The 24510-nt window shown below is 58.8% G+C and carries 19 protein-coding genes; 9 read left to right on the top strand and 10 right to left on the bottom strand.

Features of this window, described 5'->3' with window-relative positions; all coding sequences use genetic code 11:
* Nucleotides 1-8: 8 nt before the first annotated feature.
* On the bottom strand, nucleotides 9-1817 hold the full coding sequence (locus tag ACP7BN_RS24325; RefSeq protein WP_426206405.1) for a di-heme-cytochrome C peroxidase: 1809 nt from the start codon (nucleotides 1815-1817) through the stop codon (nucleotides 9-11).
* 270 nt (nucleotides 1818-2087) lie between these two features.
* On the opposite strand from ACP7BN_RS24325, the gene ACP7BN_RS24320 reads away from it, so the two are divergent.
* From ACP7BN_RS24320 to ACP7BN_RS24290, 7 genes are all read left to right on the top strand, one after another.
* On the top strand, nucleotides 2088-2804 hold the full coding sequence (locus ACP7BN_RS24320) for an FKBP-type peptidyl-prolyl cis-trans isomerase (protein WP_420648089.1): 717 nt from the start codon (nucleotides 2088-2090) through the stop codon (nucleotides 2802-2804).
* 294 nt (nucleotides 2805-3098) lie between these two features.
* Entirely contained in the window at nucleotides 3099-3554 is a 456-nt protein-coding gene (locus ACP7BN_RS24315) for a YkvA family protein (protein WP_420648090.1), read from the top strand.
* 114 nt (nucleotides 3555-3668) lie between these two features.
* Nucleotides 3669-4010: a helix-turn-helix domain-containing protein gene (locus ACP7BN_RS24310; protein WP_420648091.1), complete on the top strand. Its 342-nt coding sequence runs from the start codon at nucleotides 3669-3671 to the stop codon at nucleotides 4008-4010.
* Nucleotides 4007-4378 carry a hypothetical protein gene (locus ACP7BN_RS24305; RefSeq protein ID WP_003223109.1) on the top strand — a complete coding sequence of 124 codons (372 nt, stop codon included), beginning with the start codon at nucleotides 4007-4009 and terminating at the stop codon, nucleotides 4376-4378. Before ACP7BN_RS24310 ends, ACP7BN_RS24305 begins: the two co-directional genes overlap by 4 nt.
* Nucleotides 4379-4783: a sel1 repeat family protein gene (locus ACP7BN_RS24300; protein ID WP_426206404.1), complete on the top strand. Its 405-nt coding sequence runs from the start codon at nucleotides 4379-4381 to the stop codon at nucleotides 4781-4783. It begins immediately after the preceding gene.
* Between the two features lie 234 nt (nucleotides 4784-5017).
* Nucleotides 5018-9796, top strand: a complete 4779-nt coding sequence (locus tag ACP7BN_RS24295) for an RHS repeat-associated core domain-containing protein (RefSeq protein ID WP_426206403.1) — start codon at nucleotides 5018-5020, stop codon at nucleotides 9794-9796.
* Nucleotides 9797-9813: 17 nt separating this feature from the next.
* Nucleotides 9814-10212 (top strand): hypothetical protein, encoded by a 399-nt coding sequence (locus tag ACP7BN_RS24290; RefSeq protein WP_426206402.1) that lies wholly within the window; start codon nucleotides 9814-9816, stop codon nucleotides 10210-10212.
* A gap of 140 nt (nucleotides 10213-10352) precedes the next feature.
* Here ACP7BN_RS24290 and ACP7BN_RS24285 read toward each other — a convergent pair whose 3' ends face one another.
* Both ACP7BN_RS24285 and ACP7BN_RS24280 read right to left on the bottom strand, forming a co-directional pair.
* Nucleotides 10353-12143, bottom strand: a complete 1791-nt coding sequence (locus ACP7BN_RS24285; protein WP_426206401.1) for a bifunctional diguanylate cyclase/phosphodiesterase — start codon at nucleotides 12141-12143, stop codon at nucleotides 10353-10355.
* A 131-nt stretch (nucleotides 12144-12274) separates the two neighbouring features.
* Entirely contained in the window at nucleotides 12275-14359 is a 2085-nt protein-coding gene (locus ACP7BN_RS24280) for a carboxy terminal-processing peptidase (protein WP_420650345.1), read from the bottom strand.
* 181 nt (nucleotides 14360-14540) lie between these two features.
* Between ACP7BN_RS24280 and ACP7BN_RS24275 the strand changes: the two genes are divergently transcribed.
* Nucleotides 14541-15503: a zinc-binding dehydrogenase gene (locus tag ACP7BN_RS24275; RefSeq protein WP_426206400.1), complete on the top strand. Its 963-nt coding sequence runs from the start codon at nucleotides 14541-14543 to the stop codon at nucleotides 15501-15503.
* 42 nt (nucleotides 15504-15545) lie between these two features.
* On the opposite strand, the gene ACP7BN_RS24270 is transcribed toward ACP7BN_RS24275, so the two are convergent.
* The 6 genes from ACP7BN_RS24270 to ACP7BN_RS24245 form a co-directional block, all read right to left on the bottom strand.
* Nucleotides 15546-16199, bottom strand: coding sequence for an HAD family hydrolase (locus tag ACP7BN_RS24270; RefSeq protein ID WP_426206399.1), 654 nt, complete (start codon nucleotides 16197-16199; stop codon nucleotides 15546-15548).
* 34 nt (nucleotides 16200-16233) lie between these two features.
* Nucleotides 16234-17223, bottom strand: coding sequence for an ABC transporter ATP-binding protein (locus tag ACP7BN_RS24265; protein ID WP_426206398.1), 990 nt, complete (start codon nucleotides 17221-17223; stop codon nucleotides 16234-16236).
* Entirely contained in the window at nucleotides 17220-18020 is an 801-nt protein-coding gene (locus ACP7BN_RS24260; protein ID WP_426206397.1) for an ABC transporter permease, read from the bottom strand. Before ACP7BN_RS24260 ends, ACP7BN_RS24265 begins: the two co-directional genes overlap by 4 nt.
* Nucleotides 18007-18843 carry an ABC transporter permease gene (locus tag ACP7BN_RS24255; protein ID WP_426206420.1) on the bottom strand — a complete coding sequence of 279 codons (837 nt, stop codon included), beginning with the start codon at nucleotides 18841-18843 and terminating at the stop codon, nucleotides 18007-18009. Before ACP7BN_RS24255 ends, ACP7BN_RS24260 begins: the two co-directional genes overlap by 14 nt.
* Nucleotides 18844-18848: 5 nt before the next feature.
* The gene (locus tag ACP7BN_RS24250) at nucleotides 18849-19655 is read right to left on the bottom strand and encodes an alkaline phosphatase family protein (RefSeq protein ID WP_426206396.1); all 807 of its coding nucleotides are present in this window, start codon (nucleotides 19653-19655) and stop codon (nucleotides 18849-18851) included.
* 181 nt (nucleotides 19656-19836) lie between these two features.
* Complete coding sequence (locus ACP7BN_RS24245; protein WP_420650351.1) at nucleotides 19837-20904, bottom strand: ABC transporter substrate-binding protein; 1068 nt, start codon at nucleotides 20902-20904, stop codon at nucleotides 19837-19839.
* 350 nt (nucleotides 20905-21254) lie between these two features.
* Between ACP7BN_RS24245 and ACP7BN_RS24240 the strand changes: the two genes are divergently transcribed.
* Nucleotides 21255-21968 (top strand): UTRA domain-containing protein, encoded by a 714-nt coding sequence (locus ACP7BN_RS24240; RefSeq protein ID WP_426206395.1) that lies wholly within the window; start codon nucleotides 21255-21257, stop codon nucleotides 21966-21968.
* Nucleotides 21969-22322: 354 nt separating this feature from the next.
* Here the strand turns inward: ACP7BN_RS24240 and ACP7BN_RS24235 are convergent, their stop codons facing one another.
* Nucleotides 22323-24479, bottom strand: a complete 2157-nt coding sequence (locus ACP7BN_RS24235; protein ID WP_426206394.1) for a mechanosensitive ion channel domain-containing protein — start codon at nucleotides 24477-24479, stop codon at nucleotides 22323-22325.
* Nucleotides 24480-24510 lie beyond the last annotated feature (31 nt).

Genomic DNA, 24510 nt, shown 5'->3' with positions numbered 1-24510 from the left:
ATTCATGATCATGGCAATTGCGCCTCCAGCGGGCCGCCCAGTACTTTCAGGTATTCGAGCAGCGCCCAGCGCTCTTCAGGTTGCAACAGGCGGCCGATGACGCCGTTGCCACGTTGGCCGGCGCGGAATTCGTGGCCACTGTTGCGGTTGCCGGTAACGCGCGTGTCGAACAGAAAACCGTTGGTGAAGGCTTCGGTGCGATAGCCCAGATGTCGCGGGTCGTATTCGAACGTGCCTTTATAGAAGGTGGTGGCGCGCTCATCCTGCGGCGACAGCAACTGATAGAGGCTCGGCACCGAACCGTTGTGCAGAAAAGGTGGGGTGGCCCAGACTCCGGCCAGCGGACGCGCCTTGTAAGCGACTTTTTCGCGCACACCGATTGGCAAACCGAAACCATCGAGCCGGGGTTTTTCGGCGGCAGTGACGTCGGCCTCGCGATAGGCGCGTTGTTCGACGAATGCGGTGACGTAGGCCAAGCCTTTGGCCACCGACAATTGGCTCAGATCCAGCGGCTCTGTCGGTTCGGGATGCAGTTTCACATCCATCTGTTCCAGTTCTTGCAGATCCCATTGCAATGCCGTCAGGTCGAAGCGGTGATTGGCGATATTGTTGGCCGCGCCCGGGTCGGTGCCGATGACGTCGACGGGCAACATGTGCAGATCCTGCACCCAGCGCTGGCCTTCCAGCGTTTTGCGCGGGACGTGGCAGCCGGCGCAATTTTCCGCAAATAACGTGCGGCCCTTGGTCGCCAACGGCTTGTCGACCGCGCCCAGAAGTTCTTCAGGCCAGGCGGGCGCTTGCAGTTTTTGCAGGGTCTCTTCGATCTTGTGCAGATCGCGCACACGCACGCTGGACGGGTAGCGCTGCTCGCCTTGCAGCGGCTGGCCATTGGTGTCGAAGAAATTAAGCGTGGCGCCCACGCCGAGCGCCTCGCCGATGTTGCGCGCCATCGGTTGCTGCGCCGAACCGTTCCATTGCACCCAGTCGAATGTCCACATGTCCCACAGTTGCGGATAATCCACCGGCGCATTGGCCACGCGGTAGTTGGCGGGGGAGATCGCGTCGCCGAAAGTCGCATTGGCAATGCGCCCGAACGCATCGGCGCGGCCCGGGCCTTCCTCTGTCGGGTAGAGGCCGCGATGGGTGTCGTTCCACGCGACTTTGAGGAAGGTGCTCAGCGAATCTTTGAAGTCTTGGCGCAGTTGTTCGTGGCGATCATCGTAATTTTCGCCGAGAACGTTGCGGGCGAAGCGTTCGAATTTCCATGGGTTGTAGTAAGTCGAGGCAAGACTGGCGACCAGTGCCTGTCCGAAACTGCCACCGCGCAATGTAGGAACGCTGGAGGGCAGCACGTGCTGAGCCGAGCCGCCGTCGATGCGCAGCGCTTGCCCGTTGAAACGCAATTCTCCGGTGTGGCAAGCGGCACAAGTTATGTCGAGATATTGCTCCGGGCTGCCGGGATTCTGATGGCGGGCGAATCCCACGGGCAGATTTGCGGGGTTGTCGCGTGTGGCTTTCTGTTGTGGATCAAGCAGAAATCCGAAGCGCGCCAGGTACTCGGGGGCGGCAAAGCGCTGTTGTGAGAACGGCAATTCAAGCGCCTGGAACCATTCGTAGCGCAGGCCTTTGACCTGCGTGCCTTGCGGCGTGAAATAGTAGGTCTGACGCTCCTCGTCAGTCCATTGCTTGAGGTAATGCACCTGTTGCGCGGGCGTATACAAGGGCAGTTTCGGGTTGGCGACGTAATACAGCACCACCGCCAGGACCAGTCCCAGCAGCACAATGATCAGCATCAGCACACGGAATGAGAGGCGCAAGTTAAACATCCTTGTCGATTTGTTGCGCTGTTATGCCTGAGCGATGTGAGGTGAGGCAAGTGGCCATTACGACAACTGTGGGATGAACTGGCCTCAACCGTTGTCGGGGCGAGATGACAGAAGCTTCATCGAGGCTCGCGCCCAATGCGTTTTAATCCCTGAACTAATCGTGAGTTTCCTGCTCTCATGCCGGTAGCCATTGGTCGTGGCGGCCTGATAAGCTCGCGGCTTTACTCGATTGCCCTTTCGGCGCATGAACAAGGAAATAGCATGAAACAGCATCGGTTGGCGGCGGCGGTAGCCCTGGTTAGCCTGGTCCTCGCGGGTTGTGATTCGCAGACTAGCGCAGAGCTGAAAACCCCGGCGCAGAAAGCTTCCTACGGTATCGGCCTGAACATGGGCAAAAGCCTGGCTCAGGAAGGCATGGATGACCTGGACTCCAAAGCAGTAGCCCAGGGCATCGAAGATGCCGTCGGCAAGAAAGAACAGAAGCTGAAAGACGAAGAGCTGGTTGAAGCTTTCGCCGCGCTGCAAAAGCGTGCTGAAGAGCGTATGGCCAAAATGAGCGAAGAGTCGGCCTCGGCTGGCAAGAAATTCCTCGAAGAAAACGGCAAGAAAGCCGGCGTGACCACCACCGCTTCCGGTCTGCAGTACGAAGTGGTCAAGAAAGCCGACGGCGCTCAGCCTAAGCCGACCGACGTAGTGACTGTTCACTACACCGGCAAGCTCACCAACGGCACCGTATTCGACAGCTCTGTCGAGCGCGGCAGCCCGATCGATCTGCCAGTTAGCGGCGTGATTCCGGGTTGGGTCGAAGGCCTGCAACTGATGCACGTTGGCGAGAAGTACAAGCTGTACATCCCGAGCGATCTGGCTTACGGCGCACAATCGCCAAGCCCGGCAATCCCGGCCAATTCGGTTCTGGTTTTCGACCTGGAACTGCTGGCCATCAAGGATCCAGCCAAAGAAGACGCCGCTGCCAAGTAAGTAGCGTCGGATTTGAAAACAACGCCTCGCACATGCGGGGCGTTGTTGCATCTGCGCTTCGGTGAAGGTAAACAGACCGAACCGATGCCGGTCATGGCAGTCCTAGACTGTATGGCTGCCCGCGCTAGTCGTCCTGAGCGGCCAAGTCAATGAAATATTGGGCTTTTTTATGTGAGTAAAAAACGCCCGATCTGAGCGCAGCCCTTATAAAACGGGGCTTGTAGCGTTGAAATGCAGCTCTGTTCACAAGGTTATCCACAATTTGTGTGGATAACATTTCAACGGGAGGAATAAATGAAGACTCCGTGGAATTTCGCCCGATTCTTGCCGCTGGCGGGGCGACTGCTGGCCCGTGGACGTTTGCCGACGCTGTTGTTCGCCGTGGCGAGCAAAGGCGCCGCGCAGGGTAACCGCCTCGGAAAGTTGAAAGACGATCTGCGTCTGCTTCAGGCGCTGTGCCTGGCGTACTGGCGCGGCGAGTACCGCGCGATCAGCGGCAAAGCGATTGTCTCGGTGGTCGCCGGTCTGATGTACTTCCTCAGTCCGGTGGATGCGATCCCGGATTTCATTCCGGTGTTCGGCATGCTCGATGACATCGCCGTGCTCGCCTGGTTGATGAAAACCCTCGATGACGAACTCAATGCGTTCCGCTTGTGGCGCAATCGGCAGAAGCCCGAGAAGCTCAGAATCGTCGAGCGCCTGCCCGATACGCCCGAGCAACTTCAGCTTCAGGGGCCGAAAAAATCCTGAATAGCGACAGCCTCATCTCCATATAGATTGCCCCCACGACCTTGGCCGCTGTTAGGATTACACTTCTAGGGAAAAGTGCCGACTCGCTAAGTGTTGTTGTCCTACGGGGTAGTCATGGATATTCAGATAATTGCACGCGATGGCGAGCCCGAATACGCGGTTCTGCCTTGGGCTCAGTATCAGGCTCTACTCAAAGCTGCAGGCATTAACGAAGCACCGTCGCGTCCGGCTCCCACGCCCGTCGCGGCCACCTCGGACCCGGTTCTTCCGGGTATCGATCAACTCCGCAATTTGCGCGAAGGGAAGGGCATCGCCATCGAGGCGCTCGCCCGCACGGTAGGCATCAGCCCGTCTTATCTGGCCATGATCGAAAGTGGTGAGCGTCTGCCCGACGCCGCGATTCGCCGCAGCCTGGCCTGGGAATTGACGGTGCCAGGCTGGAGGGATGAATCGTGAGCGTACGCATCAGCCGTCAACATTGGGACGGATTACTCGGAGAGCTGGACCAGGCGCGCCGGCAGCGCCATCTGTTGACTTACCGGGCGCTGCTCGAACGGCTGCAACTGCCGACGCCGGCCATGCAGACCCTGACCGCTGCACTTGAGCATCTGGCCGCGCTGGACGCCAAAGCCGAACAGCCATTACGCAGTTCGCTGGTGATCAGCCAGGGTGCGAGTCGCCTGCCGCGCACCGGTTTCTTCGAATGTGTCGAACGCCTGGGACGTTTCTCCGGGCCGTCTGACGGCGTCGCCGCTGCTTCGTGGCACGCTTCGGAAGTGGTGCGGGTGTTCGAATACGAGTACCCGGAATCGGCGGAGGCCTGAGTGTTCTTACGACTCAAGGCGCAGGCCAGTTACTGGCTGGCGCGCAGGCTGTTTCACTGGTCGTGGTTCGTCCGTCAGCCGCGTGGCTGGCGCTGGCTTGAGGGCCAGTTCGCGCGGATGGCCAATCTCGGTGATGTCGGTGCGCAAAGCTTCTATGGGCACATCCTGACTTTTCGCGGTGTCGGTCTGGGCGCACGCGAAGAGGGCGTGCGGCTGTTGCGCCTGGCCGCGCTGGCTGGCGATGGCAAAGCGGCCTATCAGGTGGGTGTGATCAGTCTCGCTGGTACGCCGAGCAAGGCGCCTGATCCTGCCGAAGCGCAGCGTTGGTGGGGGATGGCGGCCAAGGCCGGGCATCCGCTGGCCGAGCTTAAATTGAAGGAATTGGCTGGGCGGGATCTTCCGTAGTCGGCGATTCCGGTTCAATCAAGGAGCGGGGCGAGAGGGAAACCTTTCGCCCCTTTTTTGTGCCCGCATTTTGCGCTGCATGCCATTTGAAGACTTCTCCTACAACCTTCACCTACTTGCCTGACTTATTTTCTGACTGATCCCGCGCAAAGTCCCCTCGCCTAATTTTCTGTGCGAGGGAACGCTCATGTTTGACCCGGTTTTGTTTTCCACTGCGCAACATCGTGCGCGCTGATGGACGCCGTCATCCGCATCGAGCAGGAACTCGACAGCTTTCCCGACACCCTCGGTCTGTACCGCGAACAGCTCAAGCACTGGTTCAGTCGCTCGGCGGACAAGCTTAGCCACGCAACCGACATGCCCTCGCTGATGGGCATGGAGCGGATCATTCGCTTTGGTGATCGCAGCACTGCCGTTGCTATTGGCGATAACCAGTTTTCCTCCAGCGTCATCCAGTGCCCCGAGGCCGGGGTGATGGAGATCGAGAGCAAGTTCGAATCGGTCTACGACATCCCGCTGGGCGGCATCGTGGTTGATGTGGTGGCGGTGGAGGGTGAGGAACTTGCTTCAGTCACGCTTGATGCCGAGGGGAAGGGTTCATTTCGCGGTGTGGCGGGCAAGTTCTATCGGGTGTTGGTGCACAGCGATGTCAGCCCCGATCAAGTTGATCAACTCTTCAAATCCTACGATGGTCTGACGCTGCAGCTGGATAGCTGGCTGCGCAGTGAGTGGCAGGGCTACAAGCCGCAGTGGTCGCAGGAAGTGGCGACGGCAGCGGGCAACGGTATGCTCGCCGGGAGTTGGGCAGCCATCGAGGGGGTGTGGGACAGCATCGGGTTGTTGTCGGAGATTCTTCAGGATCCTGGCAAGTTTGCTCAGCGGTTGGGTAGCGGTGCCGAGCAGTTGATTAAGCTCGCGAAGACCGCGCCGGACGTGATGGAAAAACTCCAGTTGCTGGTCAGCGATGAGGCCGCGTTGTGCCTGTTGCTGCGTACTGCCAGCCTTTGGCTGGAGATGCTGCCACCCAGTGAAGTCGCGGGGAAAACCGCTGAAGCGGTGTCGATGGTGGTGGTGCAACTGCTGATCGACGTGCTGATTGGCGTGGTGCTGACCTTTGTTGGCGCGGGGGTCGCCTATCTGGCGTTGCGCCTGGTGGATCGCGGCGCGCAATTGCTGGCTGCGGTAACGCGTCTGGTCAAGGCGATGTTTGGCATCGTCGAAACCTTCATCGGCTATGTAGACCAGTACAAGTCAGTGGCTGCGCGAGGCATTGCGACTGGGGTGAAGAAGGGCCGCATGCAATTGCGCTGGAATGCCAAGCGCAATGCCGCTCTGAAGAAAGACGAGCATCACGACGACAGTCCTGATCAGGCGAAAAATCCTAACGGTGATAGCGCTGATTGCGCGGCGTCGACCTGCACCAACGGTTGCCCGGTGTCGATGGTCACGGGCGAAGAGTTGTTGACCCTGACCGACGGTTCGCTCGATGGATTGCTGCCGTTCGAATTCACTCGGTTGTATCGCAACAGCGCCGCCGAGATCGACGTTGGGCTGGGCTTTGGCTGGAGCCATTCGCTGGCGCATCGCTTGGAGATCGACGGTGACGCGGTGGTCTGGGTTGATCACGAGAACCGGCGCACGCGCTTTCCGTTGCCGAGTGTCGCGCGGCCGGCGATTCACAACAGTCTGTCGCGGGCAGCGATTTTTCTCGGGGATGAACCGGAGGAGCTGATTGTTGCGCTGGCCGGGGAAACGGCGCGGTTTTATCACTTTCGCGCTGGGCGGCTGACGGCGGTCAGTGATGCCTACGACAACCGCTTGCTGGTGTCGCGCGATCGTCAGGATCGTATTCAGCGGCTGGACAACGGCGCCGGGCGTTGCCTGTTTCTGCGCTATGAGCGCACGCATCTGGTGGCCGTGGATTATCAGGTGTTGCGCGAGGCGGTCTGGCGCAGTCAGCAGACCCTCGTCAGCTACCGCTACGACGCCCGCCAGCGGCTGATCGAAGCGACCAACGCGGTCGGCGACAGTGAGCGTTACGACTACGACGATCAGCACGTCATCCTCCAGCGGCAACTCAGCGGTGGGGCGAGTTTCTTCTGGGCGTGGGAAAGGTCCGGCAAAGCGGCACGTTGTGTCAGGCATTGGGCGTCGTTTTCGCAGATGGACACGCGGTATGTCTGGGACGATGCCGGCAGTGTCACGGTGCAGTACGTCGATGGCACTGAGGAAACGTACATCCATGACGACCGTGCGCGGCTGGTGCGCAAGGTCGCGGCGGATGGTGGCGAACAGCTCAAGGCTTACGATTTTCAGGGTCGGTTGATTGCCGAGCAGGATGCGTTGGGCGCGGTCACCGAGTACCGCTATGACGATGCCGGACGCCTGATTGCGCTGATTCCACCGGAAGATGCGCCCACGTCCTACGAGTATCGCAACGGTTTCCTGCACACCCGTTCGCGTGGGGACTCGGTGTGGACCTACCGGCGCAACGCTCAGGGCGATGTGACTGAAGCGGTTGATCCTGACGGGCATGTCACGCATTACCACTACGACCCGCAGGGTCGGTTGCTGTCGATCCGTTATCCGGACACCAGCCGCCATGTGCTGGTGTGGAACGACCTAGGGCAGTTGGTCGAGGAAACCCTGCCCGATGGCGGCGTACGCCAGTTTTCCTACGACGCTTTGGGGCGGCGGATTACCACCCGCGACGAACACGGCGCGCTTACTCGGCAGACTTGGGACGCCGTCGGCCGACTGATCCAGACGATCTCGCCTACCGGCGCCAGCCGCGCCTACAGCTACAGCCCCTACAACCAGATCACCGCCGAGCGCGATGAACTCGGGCGCATCACCCGTTACGAGTACGACGACGATCTGCACCTGGTCAGCCGCCGGATCAATCCGGACGGCACGCAGGTGCAATACCGCTACGACCATGCGCAGCTGCTGCTCACACAGATCGAGAACGAGTCCGGTGAAAAGTATCTTCTGGACTACACGCCGACCGGATTGATCCGACAGGAAACCGGCTTCGACGGACGGCGCACCGCTTACGCCTACGACCGCAACGGCCATCTGCTGGAAAAGACCGAGTTCGGTGATGATGGCTCGACGCTGGTCACGGCTTACGAGCGTGATGCGGCTGGACGTCTGCTGGTCAAGACCCTGCCGGACGGGGTCAAGGTTGAATACCGCTACGACCGCCTCGGCCGACTCAGCGGCGTCGACGATGGCCAAAAGCACCCGCTGGAATTTGCCTACGACACTCAGGATCGGCTGATCAGCGAACACCAGGGCTGGGGCACCCTGCGTTACGCCTACGACAGTTGCGGCCAGCTCAAACGCCTGCGCCTGCCCGACAACAGCAAACTCGACTACCTGTACGCCAAGGGTGGCGCGCTGACTGCGATCAACCTCAACGGCGCGCAGCTCACTCGCCACGTCTATCAGTCCGGTCGTGAACAACAACGCCAGCAAGGCCTGCTGCTCAGCGAATATACCTACGACGAACAGGGCCGTTTGCAGGCGCACGCCGTAGGCCATCAACGCAGTTCAGTGTATCGCCGCGATTATGCCTACAGCGCCAACGGCAATCTGGAGCAGATCGCCGACACCCGCCACGGCCAGCGCAACTACCAGTACGACGCCCTCGACCGGCTGATCCGCGTGTGCCACACCCGCGACCATCTCCCCGAAAGCTACGCTCACGACCCGGCCGGCAACCTGCTGATGCAGGACCGTCCGGGACCGAGCAGCGTCAAGGGCAACCGCCTGCTGGCCCAAGGCGACCGCCACTACGACTACGACGCCTTCGGCAACCTGATCCGCGAACGCCGTGGCCTCGCGCAACAACTGATCACCGAATACCGCTACGACAGCCAGCACCGCCTGATCGGCCTGACCCGCCCCGACGGAACAACCGCCAGTTATCGCTACGACGCCTTCGGCCGGCGCATCAGCAAAACCGTCGACGGCCAGACCACCGAATTCTTCTGGCAAGGCGACCACCTCGTCGCCGAAAGCAGCAAAGAACAACACCGCAGCTTCATCTACGAACCCGGCACCTTCCGCCCACTCGCCATGCTCGACGGCAAAGGCCCAAAACGCGCCTGCCCGTTCTACTACCAACTAGACCACCTCGGCACCCCGCAGGAACTCACCGACTACAGCGGTGACATCGCCTGGTCGGCGCAGTACGCCGCGTACGGCAAAACCACCTCGGTGGAACTGGCCGGCGAAGACTACCTCGACCAGCCGCTGCGTTTTCAGGGGCAGTACTTCGATGCGGAAAGTGGGCTGCATTACAACCGCCATCGATATTACGATCCAGACGTTGGACGCTATCTGACGCCGGATCCGGTGAAGTTGGCGGGTGGGCTGAATCAGTACCAGTACGTGCCGAATCCGACGGGGTGGGTGGATCCGTTGGGGTTGAGCTCCAACTGCCCGCCGCCGAATAGGCCGGGTTGTACGGTGCCGGGTGATGTAGGTGGTTCGGTTATCGACGAAGGTGAGCCAGCGCTGCCAAAGATAACGGCGCAGGAGCGAAGGGCGAGGATTGATGAGTTAGCGGAGGCGAATGCGAAGCGACGGGTAACTGAATATGAAGATCTTTATGGCATGCACACCGTAAAAAAACATAGTTCTGAAATCTCAGATCAAGCGCTTAAACAGCGAGCTATCGATGGTGCTGATCCTCACACTGGCGTCGCTCCAATACCGCCAAGAGGAAATCCAAGCTCACAGTTTCATAACTGGCGAATGCATTTGGGTGCATTAAACAAGGCGATGACAAGAGATAAAAACGGCTTAATAAGACATACGGGAAAAGATCAGAAGGACGCCCCCATAGTTAGATTCGAATTGCCTGGGGCTGGGCGGGGGTATAAACCGAATAGAACCGATCCGCAACACCCAATTTTGAATGAGAACATGAACTGGTTTGAAGTTAAATTTGACAAGATAAACACTCAAGAACCATTTACAGGATTCCCGTCGGAGAAAAGATGATGTTGAAAGATCCGTATATGAATGAGCGCTTCGAACCAAGATTCACTTGGTTTATTGGTGTTTTTGATGTTTATGACAGAGAGGAAACACGTGGCCTCGAACTCGGTGTATATAATCCGAATATCCCTAACCATAGAGAAATTCTCATTCGGAAGTATTGCCTAAATCTGCCATACCTTTCATATAGGCATAAGCTGGTTCTAGTTGAAGCCTTAGAAATAGCGTTAGATGATTCAAATTATGATTTTAGTGGTTTATTTCACATTGATGAATGCGAAACATCCAGCTGGCCTAGGGAGGAATGGTATTCGTTAAATAGTCCGCGTTGTTTTTTTAAAGAAATCTACCGCTTGGCAAAAGAGGACTGGAGGGAAGACCTTGAACTCGCTGCGGGTGAAGATAGATCTACATGGTGAGTGCAGCTGTTTCTAAATAAGACATATAAGTAAATGATATTGTTGATTTTATTGCTGAGATAGAGTGAAGGTGAGCAGTTAGTTGCATCAACGTACCCTTCGTGAGCGTTCCTGCTCCCGCGGGCGGGCGGGCTGGGGATTCAGCGTTGACCCATTAACTGTGGAAGATGGGTGGCGGGCGTGGTGAGGCTCTCAATGACATGCACGCTATACCCCGGAACATTCTTCGCATGATGCTTCGCCTGCGAAGCCATTTCCGCCAACAAACTCGCATCCAGTTCCGCGCAAGCCTCGGGATGCAAATGCACCACGCCAATCGACAGCGAAAGCAACGGAAATTCCTGCCGCACCCCCTGACGATTCGGCGCAACAAAGCACCCAGCCTCAAGATGTTCAGGCCGGTAAAACCGTCGGCATTGGCTTTGAAAGTCGTCGAGTAGTTGGTTGAGGCGTTTTCGCCAATCCTCCGGGCCGAGGACAAGCAGGAAGTCATCGCCGCCGATGTGCCCAACAAAATCGCGAGAGGGGTCGACGCGTTCGTTCAAACATTGCGCCAAGCACAACAACACCTCATCCCCACGCCCATAACCATAAATATCGTTAAAGGGTTTGAAGCTATCAATATCCACGTAACAGATAATCGACTCGCGCCCCTGTTGTAGCAACCGCGTCAGGCATTGCTGAATCGGCACGTTACCCGGCAGCAGTGTCAGTGGATTGGCATACCGCGCCTGTTGGATTTTCAGTTCGGTGATCAGTTTGAGCACGTCGATCACCCGTCCGAGGCCGAGATAACCCCCGTTGAGGGTGATGATGAAGTCTTCTTCGATGCGTTGCCGGGCGCGGCTGGTGATCAGGCGGCTGACTTGTTGCAGCGACTGGCTCATTTCTACGGCGAGGAAGTCGTCGTTCATCAGGCGGCTGATCGGTTTGCGCGCGAACAGGTCGGTGGCAAACGGCTTGAGCAGTACATCCGAAAGTGAATGGCGATGGACGATGCCGCACGGTTGGCCTTGTTCGTCGAGCACTCCCAGCGAGTTGAGGTTGGCCTGGCGGCGGAAGGCTTCGAGGACGGTGGCGGTCGGGGTGTCGCGGCCGACGGCGGGTTGTTCGTTGAGCAGGGCGCTGAGGTCGCTGCCTTCGTCGGTGAGAGCAACGCTAGTGCTTTCATGTTTGGGCATCAGGGCACGGGCATCGCGCGGTGGGTGTTCCTGGGGGCGGCCGAGCAGGTAGCCTTGCACCAGGTCGACACCCATTTCGGTCAGCACGGCGAGTTCTTCTGGCAGCTCGATGCCTTCCGCGATGACTTGCGCCCGTGAGGCTTTGGCGATCTGCAGGATCGAGCCGACGAATTCGCGTTTGAGCGCATCCTGATGGATGCCGTCGATGAAGTGCCGGTCGATCTTCACGTAATCCGGGCGCAGTTCCGACCATAGGCGCAGGCTGGAATATCCGGCGCCGAGATCATCCAGCGCGATGGAGAAACCCATAGCCCGATAGTGATGCAGCGCAGTTTGCAGCAACTGGAAATCGTCGGTTGGCGTTTGCTCGGTCAACTCGATTACCACCTGACTCGGCGGAATGCCAAAGTCCTGCAGCAGTTGCAGCGTGCGCCCTGGCTGATGCGCGGCTTCGAGCAAGGATTCGGGGGAGACGTTGAGAAACAGCTTGCCCGGCAGTTGCTGTTCGTTGAAGCGTCGGCAAGCGCTCTGGCGGCAGGCAATTTCCAGTTCACTGAGGCGCCCGGCCTGACGAGCCACGGCGAACAGTGCGATAGGCGAGTGCAGCGGACTGTTGGAAGGGCCGCGCGTCAGCGCTTCGTAACCAAGAATGCGTCGCTCGGAGAGGCAGATGATCGGCTGAAACAGACTGTGCAAGCCGCTTTGAGTCAGGATCGAGCTCAAGGCACTCAGTTGTTCAGTCGTGGTCATGGCAATCTCTGGCGATAAAAAAAGGACTGGGAGCGCTCTTGTGCAGAGTTGCTCCCAGTCCCTTATTGCACGACAGATTGATGACTGTTTGATGACGATCCGTGGTTCGCCAGCACTAAATTGCCATCACCTTACTTCTTGGCCACCTGATTGCTCAGTTTCAGGTAATCCAGCAGAACGCGGCCAGTCTCGCTCAGGTAGGCATCGTCTTCTGGTTTGACCTTGTCCTGCTCGGCTGCCGCCAAGGCATCCTCGTCTTCTTTCTTCAGCTCTTTGAGCGGTTCTTCGCCTTTGGCCTTGCGACGGAGGTTCTCCATCGTCAGTTGTTTGGCGTCGATGTCGGCGTGCTGGGCACGACGGTCGGCTTCATTGAGGCTGACGGTTTTTTCTTCCATCAGTTTCTGGGCCAAGGCCAGCTTGTCGCGGATGAACACAAACTCCGCGTCTTTGCCCGAACGCACATCGTGTTCGGACTTGAGCTGCGCGATGTACGGTTTGAACGGGTCAACCGCAGGCTTGATTGCCGCTTTGATGGTGTCCCACGGCATGGCTTCAGGCAGTGCGCTTTCACCGATTTCCTTGGTGTCGATGATCGACGGGTAATCGATGTCCGGCAGTACACCCTGATGCTGGGTGCTCTGACCGGAAACCCGGTAGAACTTGGCCAGAGTCAGTTTCAGCTCGCCATGGTTCAGCGGCTGAATGGTCTGCACGGTGCCTTTACCAAAGGTCTGGCCACCGATGATCAGCGCGCGGTGGTAGTCCTGCATGGCGCCGGCAAAAATCTCCGAAGCCGAAGCGGACAGACGGTTGACCAGCAACGCCATCGGGCCTTTGTAGAACGCGCCCGGGTTTTCATCTTCGAGCACATCGACGCGACCGTCGGCATTGCGCACGAGCACTGTCGGGCCTTTGTCGATGAACAGACTGGTCAGCTCGGTGGCTTCCTGCAGGGAACCGCCGCCGTTGTTGCGCAGGTCAATGACCACGCCGTCGACTTTCTCTTTCTGCAGCTCGGTCAGTAGTTTCTTGACGTCACGCGTGGTGCTCTTGTAGTCCGGATCGCCTGCACGGAATGCCTTGAAGTCGAGGTAGAAGGCTGGAATTTCGATCACACCGAGTTTGTAGTCCTTGCCGTCCTGTTTCAGGTTCAGCACGGATTTCTTCACGGCCTGGTCTTCAAGCTTCACCGCTTCGCGAGTGATCGGCACGATCTTGGTGGTCTGGTCGTTCGGCGCATTGCTCGCCGGGATGACTTCCAGACGCACAATGGTGCCTTTCGGGCCACGGATCAGCTTGACCACTTCGTCCAGACGCCAGCCGACCACGTCGACCATCTCTTTGTTGCCTTGGGCAACGCCGATGATCTTGTCTGCCGGGGCAACCTGCTTGGTCTTGTCGGCCGGGCCTGCCGGTACCAGACGCACGACTTTCACTTGATCGTTGTCGCTCTGCAACACGGCGCCGATGCCCTCAAGGGACAGGCTCATGTTGATGTCGAAGTTTTCCGCGTTATCCGGCGACAGATAGTTGGTGTGCGGATCGTAGGACATGGCGAAGGTGTTGATGTACGCCTGGAAGATGTCTTCCGGACGGGTCTGATCCAGACGCGACAACTGATTCTTGTAGCGCTTGGTCAGGGTTTCCTGGATCTGCTTCGGCTCTTTGCCGGCGATCTTCATCCGCAGTACTTCGTCCTTGACGCGTTTGCGCCACAGGTCGTCGAGATCAGCGGTGGATTTGAGCCAAGGGGCATCCTTGCGATCGATCAGCAAGGTCTCCTTGGTGGTGAAGTCCATCTTGTCGACGCCTTTGTTCAGCTCGGCAAGGGCGAAGTCCAGACGCGCTTTGACGCGGTCCAGGTAGCGCTTGTAGATGGTGAACCCGGCGTTGAGGTCGCCGCTTTTGAGGAAGTCGTCGAACTGAGTCTTCCACTTGTCGAATTCGGCGATGTCGCTGGCCATGAAGTAGCTGCGCGACGGGTCCAGCAGCTTGATGTAGCTGTCGTAGATGATCACCGAGCGCGCATCGTCGAGCGGCGGCTTGCTGTAGTGGTGACGCTTGAGCAACTCGACGACATTCAGACTGGCGATCACTTCATCGCGATCAGGCTGCAATTTGTCCCAGCTGTTGGCTGCGAATGTATTGCCCGACATCGGCAACAGGCCGATACCGAGAATAAGAGCGAGGGCGGTGCTTGGGAGCAAATGCTTCATGCTGATTCGACGCGGGGACAATTGATAACGCATATTAGGCCGTCTTTGAAGTCGCCGGTACCTCCACGCTCTGCACGAAAACAAGTGTTCAGCTTTCGTTCAGACCCCGGGGCCGGTCGCATAATGCAAAAAGCCCGACGCTACAGCTACGGGCTCAGTCCAGACTCACTATGGAGGCACTGTGAAGGCATTGCAAGGCGTTGAAGGTCAAGTGACATGGGATGAAGAGCCGAGTCCTACGTGCGATGTAGGACAAGTTCGCATTCGGGTGGCGGCAGCCGGCCTCAATCGCGCCGATTTATTACAGAAGGCCGGGCTTTATCCGCCTCCGCCTGGGGCCAGCAAGGTGCTCGGTCTTGAGTGTTCAGGGGTAATCATCGAGGTCGGAGCAGGGTCCTCCTGGCAGGTAGGCGATCGGGTTTGCGCCTTGCTGGCCGGGGGCGGCATGGCCGAAGAAGTGGTCGTCGACGGACGGCACGTGCTGCCGGTCCCTGATGGCGTTTCGTTGATCGAAGCTGCCGCGTTGCCCGAGGTGTACGCAACTGTCTGGCTGAATGTGTTTCAACTCGCTGCGCTCAAACCGGGTGAGAAGGTTCTCTTGCATGCCGGAGCCAGTGGAATCGGTTCAGCCGCCATTCAGTTGTGCAAGGCGTTCGGCAACCCGTGCTGGGTCAGTGTCGGTTCGACTGAGCGTTTGGCTTACTGCGAAACGCTGGGCGCGCAGGGCGGAGTGCTGCGTACTGACGATCTGGAAAGCCTGCGGGATTTGGGGCCGTTCAACGTGATTCTGGATCCGGTCGGCGGCAACTATTCGGCGCTTAACCTCAAGCTGCTGGCGCAGGATGGCCGTTGGGTGTTGATCGGTTTGATGGGTGGTCGCGAGGCCAAGCTGGATCTGGCGCAAGTATTGGCCAAGCGCGTGCAGTTGCTCGGTTCGACGTTGCGCAGTCGTGACGATCAGTTCAAGGCGGATCTGCTCAGTGATCTCGGCCAGCATGTGTGGCCGTTGTTTGCCGAAGGGCGCTTGAAGCCACAATTGGCCAAGGCGTTCCCGGTCAAGGATGCCGAGGCGGCGTTTGCCGAGTTGGCGAGCAATAAGGTGGCGGGCAAGTTGGTGTTGGTGATTGACGACAGCCTGAGCTAACAAACAAAAGCCTGTGGGAGACTGCTCCCACAGGCTTTTTGCTTACTTCCAGAGATGGATCGGCCAGCCGGATTGTTCGGCGTGCTCGCGCAGCACCGGATCCGGATTGACCACATGCGGGAAATCCACCTTCAGCAGCAGCGGCAAGTCGTTGCGTGAGTCGGAATAAAAACTCGCGCCCTCCAGATTCTCTTCCTCGGCGTCCAGCCATTCCAGCAATCGGGTGATCTTGCCTTCGCGATAGGTCAGCGTGCCGACGGTGTGGCCGCTGTACACGCCGTGCGCGACTTCCAGTTCGATCCCCAGCACTTCATCAATGCCCAGTCGTTCGGCAATCGGTTTGATCAAGTGCGTGCCCGACGCCGAGATCACCAGAATCCGGTCGCCGGCCTTGCGGTGGGCGGCGATGGTTTTGGTCGCGTCGCTGTAGATGATCGGTTCGATGAAGTCTTCCACCCACGGCCCTACCAAGTGTGCGACTTCTTCCGGCGTACGCCCGATCAGTGGCTCAAGGCTGAACTCCATGAAGTCTTCCATGCGCAATTGCCCTTTGCTGTAGGCGTCCATCAGCTCGTTGTTCCTACGCATGAACGATTCCGGATCGACCCAGCCCAGCCGCCCCATCTGTTCACTCCAGAGGGTGGCGCAGTCGCCATGGATCAAGGTTTCGTCCAGATCAAAAATTGCCAGCGCCATCAGTGCAGTTCCCTCTTGAATATCAGCAAAGTCATCAGGCTACCTCACACAGGGCCGAAGGATCGATGGAAAGTGCCAGACGCTGACCGTCGGGGTGCAGATCTGCCGCCGAGCGGTTGAGCACATCCACCACCAGTTCCACGCCGCGCGCCTCGACCCGATAACGAATCACGTTGCCCAACAGGCTGTGGCTGCGGATCTGTGCATCGAGTTCGCCGTTCAGGCTCAGCTCGATGGCTTCCGGGCGAATCGCGATGCGATGGCTGATCGGCCGCTGCAACAGCTTCGACGCACTGTCGGCGTCCAGCAGGTTGTAGTTGCCGATGAATCCGGCGGCGAATGCGTCCACCGGCGCGGTGTAAAGGGTTTCGGCGTCGCCGCTCTGTACGATCTTTCCCTGATTCATCAGGAAAATCCGGTCAGACATGGTCAGCGCTTCTTCCTGATCGTGTGTGACGAAAATCGTCGTCAGGCCGAGTTCGCGCTGAATCTGACGGATCTGTTCACGCAGGTGTTTGCGAATCCGCGCATCGAGGGCCGACAGCGGTTCATCCAGCAGCAACAAGCGCGGACGGGTTACCAGCGAGCGGGCGAGGGCGACGCGTTGGCATTGACCGCCGGACAATTGATGCGGATAGCGGCTGGCGAAATCGTTGAGTTCAACCAGTTTCAACACCTCGGCGACACGCTTGTGGCTGTCGTCGGCGTTGACTTTCTGCATGCGCAAACCGAAGGCGACGTTCTGCTCGACGGTCATATTGGGGAACAGCGCGTAACTTTGAAACACCATGCCGATCCCGCGTTTCTGTGGGGTCAGCGGAACGATGTCAACGCCGTCGAGCAGGATTTTGCCGCCATCCACTGGCGTCAGCCCGGCGATGCAACGCAACAGGGTGGATTTACCGCAACCCGAGGGGCCGAGCAGGGTGACGAACTCACCTTTGTGGATCTCGCAGTTGATGTCGCTGAACACCGTGGTGCCAGCGTAGTTTTTCTGAAGGTGGTGGACGCTGACATAGCTCATTCGCTTTTGTCCTTGTTCAAGATGTTGGCGACCCAGGTCAGGACCAGCACGAAGAAGAAATAGGAAATCACCAGCGCACTGGTGAAGTGGCCGCTGCTGTTGCGCATGTTGTTGAGGTAGACCTGCAAGGTCTCGTAGCGGGTGCCGACCAGAATGTTGGCGAACACGAACTCACCGAACAGGAACGAAAACGACAGCAGCAACGCGACCATCAAGCCTTTGCGCAGATTTGGCAGCACCACCAGATATGCCGCTTGAAAGGTGCTGGCGCCGAGCAGTTGGGCGGCGTCCATCAGGTCACGCAGGTTGATGGCTTGCAGGTTGTTGGTGATCGCCCGGTACATGAATGGCAGCGCCACGGTGAAGTAGCAACCGATCAGAATCCACGGCGTGCCGACCATCGCCATCGGCCCCGAGCCATAGAGCTGCAACAGCCCGACTGACGACACCACCGGCGGCACCGCGAACGGCAACAGGATCAGGATGTTCATCAACGCATCAAGTTTCGGGAAGTGGTAATGCACCACAAACAGCAGTGGCAGAATCAGCACCACCGACAGGATCAGCGCACCGACGCACACCAGCAACGACTGGCCAAAGGCGTGCAGAAAACGTGGATCGCTCCACAACTGGATGTACCACTTGAAGGTGAAGCCGCTGGGCAGAATGGTCGCCGACCAACTGCTGGCGATCGAGTAAATCAGCGTACCGACCAGCGGCAACAGCAGGATGGCGAACAGTAGGTAGACCACGACGCGGTGGTAGACGCCGGCCGGGCCGGATTCAGCGCGAGACATGGTAGCTCCTCTTCAACAGCAGTTGATGCACGACGGTGACCACGGTCATCAGCGCCACCAGCACCACGGCCAGCGCACTGGCCATGTTCGGATCGAGGGAAATATCCCCGGAAACCATTGCCGCAATCCGGATCGGCAGCACGTTGAAATTGCCGGTGGTCAGCGCGTACACCGTGGCGTAGGCGCCGAGGGCGTTGGCAAGCAGGATCACGAAAGTACCGAGCAGTGCTGGGGTCAGCACCGGCAAACCGATATGCCGCCAGAACTGCCAGCCATTGGCGCCGAGCAGAGCGGCGGATTCGCGCCAGTCTTCACGCAATGCATCGAACGCCGGATAGAGCAGCAACACGCCGAGCGGAATCTGGAAGTAGGTGTAGAGAATGATCAGCCCGGTTTTCGAGTACAGATTGAAGTCCTGAATGAACCCCGCCTGCTTGAGCATGATGGTGAAGCTGCCGTTGAAACCGAGCAGGATGATGAACGCAAAGGCCAACGGCACGCCGGCGAAGTTGCTGGTCATGTTGGCGAAAGCGTTGACGAAGTTGCGCAGTCTCGAGTCGACCCGGCGCAAGGAATACGCACCAAGCACCGCGATGAGAATGCCGAATACGCTCGACCAGAAACTGATTTCGAGGCTGTACTGGATCGCCTGCAGATAGAACTTCGAATTGAAGATCTTGCTGAAATTGGCCACGCCCCAACCGAATTCTTCCGATTGCAGGCTGTTGATCATCACCCACACCAGCGGGGCGATTTCGAACACGATGAAGAACAGTGCGAAGGGCACCAGGCACAGGGCGGCGAGCCATTTACCGCGAATCATCGAGTTCACTTGAGCAGCTCCCGGCACACAGGTTTGTCATGAGCTACGCCGAGCAGTTCGCAGATCGTGCCGCAGATGTCGGTCTGCTTCGGGGCTGCATCCGGATTCAGGCTGAAGGCATCGCCGAATACGAACAGCGGCACCTGACGTTCTTCCGGCAGCAGGCCGTTGTGCGAGCGGTCGTTGTTCATGCCGTGATCGGCGGTTACCAGCACCTGATAACCGCTGTCGAGCCAGCCTTGCAGGTAGTCCGCAAGGATGATGTCAGCGCTGCGAGCGCTGTTGCGGTACTGCGAGGAATCGAGGCCGTGCTTGTGCCCGGCGTCGTCGATGTTCATCGGGTGGATCAGCAGGAAATTCGGCGCATGGCACAGACGCAGGCTTTCGGCATCGGCGAACAGGTGCGAATCCGGGTAGTGATCGTTCCAGTAGAAATGACCGTGTTGAATCGGCAGTGACGGGTCATCGGTATGACGATCCCGAGCGACCACGAACGGCGAACGGTTGTACAGCTCGCTGACCCAGTGATAGGCAGCAGCGGCGGTTTTCAGTCCGGCATCCGTGGCGTAGTGATAGATGCTGCGCTGGTTGGACAGGCGCGAGACGTTGTTGTGGACGATGCCGCTGTCGATGGGCGGCACGCCGGTGAGGATGCATTCGTAAAGCGGTCGGGACAGCGCCGGCAGTTCGCACTCCAGTTGGTAGAGCGCTGCGCGTCCTGCGCCGACATAAGCCTGCAGATGCCCCATGGCGTGACGCGCGACCTCGTAGTTGAGGCCATCGAGCACGACCAGGATGACGTTGTGCTTCATAGGGGCGAAAACTCCGCGAAACAATAAACCGGAAAACTCGAAATCGACACGGACCCTGTGGGAGCTGGCTTGCCAGCGAAGGCGGTATGTCATTCAACGCATGTGTTGAATGTGAAATCGCCATCGCGGGCAAGCCCGCTCCCACAGGGTTTTGTGTCAGACCCAATGTGGATCTACAGGATTACTTCATCTCTACGATGACTTCTTCGTTCCACTTCTGCGGCAGAGCCTTGGAAGTTTTTTCCCACGCATCGGCGTCTTTGATCGGCGTGACCTTTTTGTACTGCTCGTTCGGCAGCAGCTTGGCTTTCACGTCTTCCGGCAATTGCAGGTGCTCGGCGCGGATCGGACGCGCGTTGCCGCGAGCGAGGTTGGTCTGGCCGGCGTCGCTGAAGATGTATTCGCGGGTCAGCTTGGCGGCGTTCGGGTTCTTGGCGTATTTGTTGATGATGGTGGTGTAGCCGGAAATCACCGAACCGTCGGACGGGATCAGCACTACGTAATCATCCGGGTTAGCCATCTTGGCCTTGTAGCTCAAGCCGTTGAAGTCCCAGACCACACCGACTTCGATCTCGCCTTTTTCCATGGTGGCGATGGTCGGGTTGGCCATCGACAGGCGACCCTGCTTGGCGATGTCAGCGAACAACAGCAGGGCAGGCTGGATGTTTTTCTCATCGCCACCGTTGGCCAATGCTGCGGCCAGAACGCCGTTGGCAGCTTGCGCGGCAGTGCTCACGTCACCGATGGAAACCTTGTATTTGCCGCCCTTGAGGTCAGCCCATTTGGTCGGTACTTCGGAACCGTGCAGCAGCTTCTTGTTGACGATGAATGCGATGGTGCCGGTGTAGGCGAGTGCCCAGTTGCCGTCGGTGTCCTTGGCCCAGGCTGGAATCTGCTCCCAGGTGCTTGGTTTGTACGGCTGCACCACGCCTTGCTTGACCGCGATCGGGCCGAATGCCGCGCCAACGTCGCCGATGTCGGCGGAGGCGTTGTCTTTTTCGGCGGCGAACTTGGCAATTTCCTGCGCCGAACTCATGTCAGTGTCGATGTGTTTCAGACCGTATTTCTTGGCCAGGTCTTCCCAGGTGCCTTTCCAGTTGGCCCAGTCATCGGGCATGCCGACGCTGTTGACGGCGCCTTCCGCTTTCGCAGCGGCTTCGAGGGTCTTGAGATCGGTGTCGGCCGCCATGGCGGCGGTGCACATTGCGATGGTCGAGCCTAACAGTGATGCCAGGAAAAGCTGTTTCATTCCGAAGCTCCTTGGGTCGTGTTCAACGCTGCGATTGCGGTTGTTGGTCTAGGTCAGCAATACCTGAGCCAATCTAAGGTGGCCGGATGACAATTTGATGTCGGTCATCGTCAGGCGAGTCTGTTATTTGCCCGCAATTGGCGGGTGCCCGGTAAGCGTAGACCATGCTCGAAGCCCCGGCGGACAAGGGACTTGGCCGATGTATTGCAAGTCATGAAGACGACCGTTGGGTAGTTTTGTCATCTCTCGGTCATCTGCACTGCCTAGGCTTGCAACACAATTCGAACGGCTTGACCGCCGTTGTGTTTTGCCCCGAAACAGTGCTGGTCTAGTCCAGATAGGTAACGTTGATGCGCGATGAGGCAACCAAAGCGGTGACAGCCATTGGCCAGATTCTCCAGGAGCAACTGGACCACGGTTTGTTGGCGGCGGGCAGCAAGTTGCCGGCCGAGCGCAAGCTCAGCGAGTTGTTTGGCACGACGCGGATTACTGTGCGCGAGGCGTTGTTGCAGCTCGAGGCGCAGGGCCAGATTTATCGCGAGGAGCGCCGCGGCTGGTTTGTCTCGCCGCCGCGTCTGGCTTACAACTTGATGCAGCGCAGCCACTTTCACGCGATGGTCAGTGCGCAGGGGCGGGTGCCTTTGACCGAGGTGATTTCGGCGCGGCTGCTACCGGCATCGGCGGCGGTGTGTGCGTGGTTGCAACTGCCTGCGTTGTCGAGCGTGATTCAGATTTGCCGGTCGCGGCGGATTGATGGGCGGCTGGTGTTGTATGTGGAGCATTATTTGAATCCGCAGTTTTTTCCGGGGATTCTGCAGTTTGATTTGAATCAGTCGATTACCGAGCTTTATGCGCGGCATTACGATTTGCACTATGGGCGGGTGCGTTTCGAGATTGTGCCGACGGCGTTGTCGGTGGATGCGGCGGCGGCTTTACGGGTTTCGGTGGGGAGTCCGGGGTTGCGGATCGCTCGGGTTAATTATGATCAGCATGAGCGGCTTATTGACTGTGATCTGGAGTTTTGGCGGCATGATGCGATTCATGTGGGCGTCGATGTCGTGTGATTGTTTTGGGTGAATATCCGTTGCTGCGGTGATGGCTGTTTATGGTTTCGCCCTTACGGCGAGGCACTTTTTCCAGACGCCGAAAAAGTACCCAAAAAGGCTTTACCCTGGCGTTCGGCCCGCTCGCTGGGGCTCGGGGTTCCTTCCTTCCGGGATGCATCCGGGGGCATCGCCTCCGGTTTGCTGCGCTGCACCTCCTCTCGATGTGTTCGACTTCGTCGAACGGCGCTGCGCGCCCACCCCCGGATGCATCCCTCCACTCAGCCTGCCGATGGGCGCTTGAGATCAAGATCAAGAGCTGCTGCCGAGCTAACGCTCATCCTGTTGAGTGGTTAAAAGCGGGCAGGGGCAGGGTTATTCTTTTGGTTGGCCTCCGCCTGCGGTTATTACTTGGACGCTCATTCGCGGTGTCGCTAAATCCAGGCCTGCTTCATCGAGGTGGCGTTTTAGCGATAGGTTGAATGCTCTTGAAACTTCCCACTGTTTGATTGGCGCTGTCTTGAATCTTGCACGCAGGATTGCGCTGCCGGATTCGAAACTTTCCACACCCTGTATCTCCAGTGGTGACCAGATGTTGCGTCGCTGTAGCGGGTCGGTGCGCATTTTCTGTCCGACGTCGCGCATCAGTTTGATGGCGTCGTCGATTTCCATGTTGTAGGGCACGGCCACGCGGAAGATCGCGTAGCCGAATTCGCGTGAGTAGTTTTTGATGCTTTTGATTTCGCTGAACGGGATGGTGTGGACGATGCCGTCGATGTCGCGCAGGCGGACGGTGCGGATGGTCAGGCCTTCGACGGTGCCGAGGTGGCCGCCGACGTCGACGTAGTCGTCGATGGCTAACGAATCTTCGATGATGATGAACAGGCCGGTGATCAGGTCGGCGACCAGTGATTGGGCGCCGAAGCCGATGGCCAGGCCGATGACGCCTGCACCGGCCAGCAGTGGGGTGACGTTCATGCCCATGTTTGCCAGGGCGACGATCAGCGCGATGATGAAGATCGCCACGAACAGTACGTTGCGGATCAGCGGCATCATCGTTTGTGCGCGGGCGTTGGCCAGGCCTTTGCGGGAGCGGGTGAGGGCGTGGTGTACGGCGGTGTCGCTGAGGATCCAGATCAGCCAGGCGAAGATCAATGTGCCGATCAGGCCGAACAGTTTGACGCTGACGTCATGTCCTTCGCCCTCGGTGAAGCCGATCAGCGACATGCCCCAGACCCGCAGGCCGAGTTCGATGAACGCCAGCCACACCAGCAGATGCGCCAGGGTGTAGAAGAAGCTTTTCAGGCGTTCGGAGTAGAGCGCGTGGCGTTTGACGCCGCGTTGCGGTTTGAGTGAATGGCGGCGCACGAGACCGTTGATCACCATGCACAGCACCAGCAAAACCGTGCAGATCAGCGACTGGCGCAGGGCGGTGCTGGTGTCGCCGGCGGAGACGAAGGTGGCGAACAGTGAGATGCCGACCAGCACCAATGCCGGGATGTACCAGAAGGTGCCGAGGATATCGATGGTGTCGCTGAGGGCGCGGCGCGTCAGGCGCCGCGACAGTGGCTGGTTGCGGATCAGGTGCGCGATCGGGCGGCGGAAGCGCAGGATGAACAGCCCGGTCGACAGTGCTGCGAGAACGTTGGCGACCGTCGCGGCGGTGTGCGCCAGATGCACGCCGAGCCCTTCTACCAGGCGCGGGTCGCTGAGGGCTTCACCGAAGGCGGCGAAGCTGCCGATCAGCCACAACGGGCGAAACGCCTGGTGGCGCAGGATGTACAGCGCCTTGTGGCGGTGCGGGCCGTCGAGGACGGAGAAGGCGATCACGCAGATTGCCGAGAAGCATGTGCCGACCACCAAGGCATACGCCAGGACCATCGCCAGGCTTTTGCCCAAGGACGAAGGCAGCGCGTAGCTCATGTACACGGTGATGACCAACGCGATCAGCCACGGCCCGAGTTTGCGCAGGGCGAAGCGCAGCATGTCGAGGGCTTTGGGGTGTTGCGGCAGTTCTTCGGTCAGGCCGAAGCGCATGCGTACGCGGTGCCCGAGCCAGATCAGCGCGGCGGCGAGCAGGCTCCAGACTGCGAGAATCACCGCGAAGGCGAAGATGATCGGCAGCCATTCGCTGGCCGGCAGCATTAGGCTTTTGAATTCGGCTTTCGCCAGATCGAACTCGGCTGACCAGCGATTGAGCGGGCTGTCGGCGCCGGAAAACTGCTTTTCGAAACTCGCGAGGGTGCCGCCGATCAGGCCCAGTACGCCTTCTTCCGGGGTGGCCTGGGCTTTTTTGGTCGTGTCACGGAGTTTTTTCAGATCGGTGAGCAGCTTGGCGCGTTGCTGGTCGTTTTCCAGCGACTTGATAACTTCATCGAGTGACTGGCCGAGTGGCACCTGCGCTTCCGGTTGCGCCTTGCTGGAGCTGCCGAGAATACCCGGCAGGCCGACCGCGTGGGCGGGCGCCAGTGGCAGCAGCGTCATCAGGCAGATAAGAAATACAGAGGGCAGAGCAAACAGACGAGCGAACACTAGGCGGTCAACCTCGCAAGGGGCGGATCGG

Origin of the sequence: Pseudomonas sp. TWP3-1 (genome assembly GCF_049896625.1) — a bacterium.
Taxonomy (GTDB): domain Bacteria; phylum Pseudomonadota; class Gammaproteobacteria; order Pseudomonadales; family Pseudomonadaceae; genus Aquipseudomonas.
Note: the sequence above shows the minus strand (reverse complement) of the source record. Positions and strands in the feature narration are given on the sequence as shown.